This window comes from Ferruginibacter sp., assembly GCF_031430955.1.
GTDB lineage: Bacteria > Bacteroidota > Bacteroidia > Chitinophagales > Chitinophagaceae > Ferruginibacter.
Genome location: NZ_JANPCM010000446.1, coordinates 1 through 6,722 on the forward strand (window position 1 = coordinate 1; position 6,722 = coordinate 6,722).

The following is a 6,722-nucleotide window of genomic DNA, read 5'->3' on the forward strand; positions in this document are numbered from 1 at the left end:
ACCGAATCCCCAAAATTCATTGTTATTTTGATCTTTACTGTAATATTTATCTTTTGTTCTAAGGGTATCACGCGGATTATTATCAACAATGATGGGCACTTTTGAATTCCAGTTGGTTTTGAAAATAAATACTTTTTTTAAAAGTTTGTCACAACCTCCTGAATGCAAATAAACATGGGAGACACCTAAGTTGTTCAACTGTAAATAAATATCGGTTGGAAAATCAGATGACTTTCTTTCTATGCTTTTTATAGATCTGTATAATGAATCCACAACAGGATTATTTTTTAAGTCTTGCAGTAAGATTTCAAAATCTTTTTTATTGAAAATGAATTTATTAATTATTTCTTCAGAAGTATCAATATTGGTTTTACAGCCAAAACAAAAGATCAGTATTACATAAAATAATTTTTGAATTTTTATTGCATAAACGTATTAAAACTTAAGATACGCATTTTTTGCAGCCTCTTATGTACCCACAGATATTGCGTATGCAACCGCTCTCATTTAATTTTATACCTTTAACAGCAATTTCGTTCTTAAAAGATAATATATGCCTGCAAAATATTTTTTTACAATACTGGTATTTTATTTTTGTACCTCATCAATCCTTACTGCACAAACTTTTACTTCTTCAAATCTTCCTGTTGTAATTATAAACACTAACGGGCAAGCCATTCCTGACGATCCAAAAATTATGGCCGATATGGGCATAATATACAATGGTTCAGGCATACGTAATAATGTAACGGATACAAAAAATAATTACAATGGAAAAATTGGTATTGAAATAAGGGGCAAATCATCGCAGCAGTTCCCCATGAAAAGTTACAGTGTGGAGCTTTGGGATGCAGCAGGGGCTTCGGTAAACAAAAGTATTTTAGGTATGCCAACGGAAAGCGACTGGGTTTTGTATGCGCCTTACACCGACAAAACTTTAATGCATAATGTACTGGCTTATGCCATCAGTAACGGGATGGGACATTGGGCTGCCCATTGCCGTTATGTGGAAGTGCTGCTGAACAATAATTATATTGGTGTATATGTGTTAATGGAAAAAATTAAAAGGGGTGCTGCAAGAATTGATATACCAAAACTTAAAACCTCCGATATAAGCGGAGATGCTTTAACCGGTGGCTATATTTTTAAGATTGATAAAATTGATGCCGGTGAAGAAGGCTGGTTTTCGCAGGTAAAGCCTTACAATGCGGTACGTAATCAACGAATACAATTTATTTATTACTATCCTAAAACTGCTGATATAGTTGCACCACAAAAAGATTACATTAAAACTTATGTGGATAGTTTTGAGCTGGCATTAAACAGCAATTCCTTTCAGGATACGGCAACCGGCTTTAGAAAATTTGCCGACATCAATTCTTTTATTGATTACAATATTTTAAATGAAATAAGCCGCAATGTGGATGGCTACCGGCTGAGCAGTTATTTTTATAAAGATAAAAAAAGCAAGGGGGGAAAAATTATTGCCGGCCCCGTATGGGATTATGATATTGCTTTTAGAAACGCTAATTATTGCGAAGGCAGCAGCACCAGCGGATGGGCTTACCAATTTAATTCCATTTGTACTAGTGATACCTGGTTAATCCCTTTTTGGTGGGAACGTTTTATGCAGGACAGTGCTTATAAATCAAACCTGCGCTGCAGGTGGAAACAATTACGGCAAACAAGCTTAAGCAACCAGCACATTAATTTTTTAATTGACTCCATCAACACATTGTTAGGCGAAGCACAACAACGGCATTTTCAAAAATGGCCCATACTGGGGCAATATGTTTGGCCCAATCCAAATCCCATACCCACAACTTATGCGGAAGAAATAAGCACATTAAAACAATGGCTTACCAGCAGAATAGGCTGGATGGATACAAATATTCCCAACACCGGAGCCTGTGCCGATTGGCCTGCAGATGTAAACGGAACAATGATCATAAAAGTTTTTCCCAGCCCGTTTAAAAATAATTTACAGGTGCAGGTACAAAGTAAAAAAACACAAACTATAAAATTACAAATTAGTAATGCAATAGGGCAGGTGGTGTATTCAAAACAAATAAGTGCGGTAGTTGGCATAAATTCTCTTTCTGATTTTTCATTAGTAAAATGGGCGGCAGGAGTGTACAATTTTTATTTTACCACCGAAGATGGCGAGAAGGTTTTGGAAAGGGTAGTGCGGCAGTAAATTTTTAATTCTTTTTTTAAAAGGGAATTGTATTACTATTCTTTTAAGTAGTACAGTCTTTCAAGTAAGCGGTACACCCTTGTACAACATAACTTTAATTAAAGTTAATTATGTGTATAAAAATGTTAGACAGATATTTTACAAACTGCAAAATTATTTAGATCCACAATGAGTAAAAGGTAAAATACTAAATAGTAAAAACACTAAGTAAAAAGTATTGTCTCCGACGGGGCTTTTATTTTTTAACCACAGTTGTTAATAAGTTTACAGGTACCGGTATTTTTATTAAAAAAAAGGTTTCTATATTACAGAGAATTTTTTTTTAACATTAAACAAAACTAAAATGAAAAAACTAATTAGAACAACTGGTTTTGCGATTTTGCTTGCAGGTACTTTTGTAAGTTGTAAAAAAGTGTCTAATAATGTTGACGCAGATGCTTCTGCTTTATCTCAGCAGGAGAGAGAGATGGTTGTTGGGGCTGGTTTTAATAGCAACTGGGCAGAAAAAACTGCGGAAGGCAATTTTTTAATTGAAGGGGATATTCTTTTGTCTGCCGCTCAGTTACAGGAAATGTCTGGTACAGGCCCCATGCATGAATTAATTTATGCTAATGAAGAACACTATCGTACTACCAATGTAGTTAGTACACCAACAACCGGCCAGCGTATCATTACTGTGCGTTTAGGTTCTGGCTTTCCCTCTTATTTTTCTACAGGTTTAGACCAGGCACTGGCACGTTATAATAACCTGAATTTAAAAATTCGTTTTCAGCGGGTAACCACAGGCGGTAATATTGTAATTACAGGAGCTAATTTAGGTACTACTTCTACCGGCGGTTGCATTTTAGGCCAGGCTTCGGGCTTTCCTACAGCCAGCGGTAACCCATCTGGCGGCTTTACTTTAAGCACCAGCAGCTGCGCCACAAGCTATTTAAGCACAGCTAATAAGGCCGATGAAGTGATGGCACATGAAATTGGCCACTGCATTGGTTTCCGCCATACTGATTATATGAACCGCTCAAGCTGCGGACAAAATTCCAATGAAGGTTCTGCTGGCATTGGGGCTGTGCATATCCCGGGCACACCAACTACAGTTACAGGTTCTTATAATTCATGGATGATGGCCTGCACCAATAGTAACCCGGCATTTAGTACTGCTGATGGTACAGCTTTAAATTATGTTTATTAATACAGCTTTCATTTTTGTAATCCCTTTCTTTTAAAAGAAAGGGATTTTTTATTTGCTGTTTTGTAAATTGATTTATAATATTACAGCATGCCTCTGGTAAGCAATAAATATATAAACTTTACAGTGAAATGTTTAAATGGGGTTTTATGAAAAAAAAAGTAGTAAGGTTGCTTTTACTCTGTAATTTAATACTGCTGCAGTATTATGTAAAAGCGCAGCAAAATACAGTATTTATAAGTAATACATCTTTTAAAAAATTTGCTGATACAAGTTTTGTTCTTAACACACCACATCCTGTTTACTTTATTTGTCAATGGAAAGATACCCTGCCGGAATTAATAACTGTTATTAGAAAGATAGATGAACACACAGCAATAGTTAAGATTAATGATATTTCGCTATCAGCAAAATATGCTAATCAATTAAAACTTGCACCTGCAACAAACCTTTGGAAATTATCCCCATCTGCTGCGGTGGATGCAGGCGGGCTGCATACTTATATTCTTACAGGTATAAATGCAGATACGGTTTTATTTGCTTTAAAAAAAAATGATGTATCCATAAAACCGGTTGCTGTAAACCGTTCTTCAAACAGTGTTATAATAAAATGCAGTGCAAATTTTTTTAAAGAAAAAATACTTTCCCTTCCCGAAATAATTTTTGCTGATATACAGTTACAGGCACATACCGAAACAGGTATTATTGGTTATAACAGAAGTTTTCATGGCATAAATGCAGTGGATTTTATCCTGCCGGGTGCAAATGGAAAAAATATTGTTGCAGGTGTTAAAGAGCAGCAAATGGAGGCAACGGATTTAGATTTATACAAACGTATTTTGCCGTCTTCAATTGCTGCAACAACTATTACCAGCCATGCCACTGTTATTGCCTCCGTAATTGGTGGTGCCGGTAATAGTTTTTACGATGGCCGTGGTATTGCAAATGCCTGCACATTTTTCCCCAGTACATTTGCTAATTTATTTGCTGATGATGCCGGTATACTGGCAACAAATAAAGTAACGGTACAAAATCATTCTTATGGCACGGCAATACAACAGTTTTACGGTGCCGAGGCAGTAAGCTATGATATACAGTTGTGGCAAAATAAAAATCTGCTGCATGTTTTTTCTGCCGGTAACAGGGGTACATCATTTGCAACCGATGGTAAATATGCTAACATAAATGGCTATGCCAACCTTACAGGTAATTTTAAAATGGCAAAAAATATTATTACTGTTGCCGCTATTGATAACAGGGGAAATATTGCGCCAGAAAGTTCGGCCGGGCCTTTGTACGATGGGAGATTGGCACCTCAAATAACAGCCTTAGGTCCAAACGGAACATCTGATGCGGCAGCTATTGTTAGCGGTACAATTGCGGTTATGCAGCAAGTCTATAAAGACAGCAACAACCAAACTCTTCCTGCAGCATCTTTAATAAAAGCTATTTTATACAATACTGCCGAAGATATTTTTAACCCAGGCCCAGATTACAAAACGGGGTATGGCTTACTAAACAGTTATGCCGCAATAAAAGCAATACTGCAGAAGAAATATGAGGGCAGTACCATTGTACAAAATCAGCAATGGACAAAAACAGTTATTGTGCCTGCAAATGCCGCTCAATTAAAAATTACACTGGCATATAACGATACCGCTGCAGCTGTAAACAATAACAAAGCACTTACAAATGATATTGACCTTGAAGTGATACAACTTAATACCGGAGAGGTTTACAGGCCCTGGGTGTTAAGTGCTGCAGCCAGCAGCGATTCGCTGAATAAAACACCCATGCGAAAAAGAGACTCGTTAAATACTGCCGAGCAGGTAAGCATTGCATTTCCTGCAGCAGGAAATTATCAGGTAAAAGTTACCGGCACAATGGTAAGTACAATAGCCATACCTTTTAATGTTGCCATTAGTATTGATACATTAAATACTTTTCGGTTTACAAATCCGTTGCACACAACTGATGTAAACAGGCAGGAGAATGAAAATTTGATAATTAAATGGCAAACAAATATTGCAGATACCAATCAAACCGCAAACTTATACATCAGTTATAACAATGGTACAGCATGGCAATTATTGAAAGCTGCACAAAAGTTGAACAGCAAAAAATTTGACTGGCTGATAAAAGACACTGCCAGCGAAGGAGTGTTAAAAATGGAGACTGCATTTGGAGATTTTTTATCGCCACGTTTTATAATAAGTAAAGTAAGTAATTTAAATGTAGATTTTTTATGTGCAGATTCATTTCGTCTTTCGTGGAATAAACATGTGTATGCCAGCAGCTACAATATTTTTGCATTAACAGACAGTGCATATTTAAAACCAGTTTTTACTCTTGCAGATACTTTTCAGGTATTTAAACGCAATAGTTTTCCATGGCAGGTGTATGCAGTGCAACCTGTACTAAATAATAATTTGCCTGCAGCCAGGAGTATAGCTATTGATATTACACAACAGGGCGTGCAATGTTTTTACAAAACGCTTTACTACAATTTGCTGGATGGTAATAAACTGGATTTAATTGCAGAGCTAAGCATTACCGGTTATGCCGACAGTATTTATTTTGAAGAAGTGAGCGCAACAGGCCAACTGTTAAAAACTTACGGCAGCGTTAAAGTGCAAAATACTGCTACACGTTATCATTACACCACAGGTGCTCTTGCTGTGGGTAACACATACCTTAGGGCAAAAATTAAATTATATAATGGCAATTTTGTTTACACAGAAATTATTTCTGTATTAACATCTGGCAATAAATATATTTTGTTTTACCCAAACCCAATAAACCGTAACAGCCAATTGAATTATATATTGCAGCAAGGTTTACCCTCCGGCAGCCAGTTACAGCTGTTTGATTTTAGCGGACGGCTTTTAAAAAGTTATACATCATTACCTAACCGCATTATATTATCATCTTTTAGCACCGGTATAATTATTTATAAATTATTGACAGGCAATAATACTGTTTTGGAAACCGGTAAAATTTTTGTGTATTAAATTTTTGGTGAATAATAAATATAAAAAATTAACTGCAAAGAATCTGTCTCTGAAGTTTACAACCGTTTCATAAAGTAAAAATTCATTAGGCGGCTAGCGGTAAACCCCAGCCTTTTATAAAGCGCTATTGCTCTTTCATTATCTTCCCTTACATGTAAAAATGGCTGTTGCCCCTGTTGCAGTATAAGCTGTAACTGATGTTGCATTAAAGTATTAGCATAGCCTTTGCCAGTATGATCTGGATGTGTGCATACCGCACTGATCTCTGTATAGTTTTGTACATGCAGCCGCTGCCCTGTCATGGCTACTAATTTTTCGTTTTCAAATA

At 36.3% G+C, this 6,722-nt stretch carries 5 protein-coding genes; 3 read left to right on the forward strand and 2 right to left on the reverse strand.

Going from position 1 to position 6,722, the window contains the following annotated elements; translation table 11 throughout:
* Nucleotides 1-273, reverse strand: a 273-nt coding sequence (locus ACY65O_RS12405) for a hypothetical protein (RefSeq protein ID WP_462221173.1), incomplete at its 3' end; no start/stop codon positions are given.
* A 280-nt stretch (nt 274-553) separates the two neighbouring features.
* On the opposite strand from ACY65O_RS12405, the gene ACY65O_RS12410 reads away from it, so the two are divergent.
* The 3 genes from ACY65O_RS12410 to ACY65O_RS12420 all read left to right on the forward strand — a co-directional run bounded on the left by ACY65O_RS12410 (nt 554) and on the right by ACY65O_RS12420 (nt 6,394).
* The gene (locus ACY65O_RS12410) at nt 554-2,197 is read left to right on the forward strand and encodes a CotH kinase family protein (protein WP_462221174.1); all 1,644 of its coding nucleotides are present in this window, start codon (nt 554-556) and stop codon (nt 2,195-2,197) included.
* A gap of 343 nt (nt 2,198-2,540) precedes the next feature.
* Nucleotides 2,541-3,386, forward strand: a complete 846-nt coding sequence (locus tag ACY65O_RS12415) for a M57 family metalloprotease (RefSeq protein ID WP_462221175.1) — start codon at nt 2,541-2,543, stop codon at nt 3,384-3,386.
* Nucleotides 3,387-3,532: 146 nt separating this feature from the next.
* Nucleotides 3,533-6,394 carry a S8 family peptidase gene (locus tag ACY65O_RS12420; RefSeq protein WP_462221176.1) on the forward strand — a complete coding sequence of 954 codons (2,862 nt, stop codon included), beginning with the start codon at nt 3,533-3,535 and terminating at the stop codon, nt 6,392-6,394.
* Nucleotides 6,395-6,450: 56 nt separating this feature from the next.
* Here the strand turns inward: ACY65O_RS12420 and ACY65O_RS12425 are convergent.
* Nucleotides 6,451-6,722, reverse strand: a 272-nt coding sequence (locus ACY65O_RS12425) for a GNAT family N-acetyltransferase (protein WP_462221177.1), incomplete at its 5' end; no start/stop codon positions are given.

Excerpts from the sequence above, each read along its gene's own strand:
- ACY65O_RS12415 (WP_462221175.1), top strand. The coding sequence starts at position 2,541 with ATGAAAAAACTAATTAGAACAACTGGTTTTGCGATTTTGCTTGCAGGT.
- ACY65O_RS12410 (WP_462221174.1), top strand. The coding sequence starts at position 554 with ATGCCTGCAAAATATTTTTTTACAATACTGGTATTTTATTTTTGTACC.
- ACY65O_RS12420 (WP_462221176.1), top strand. The coding sequence starts at position 3,533 with ATGAAAAAAAAAGTAGTAAGGTTGCTTTTACTCTGTAATTTAATACTG.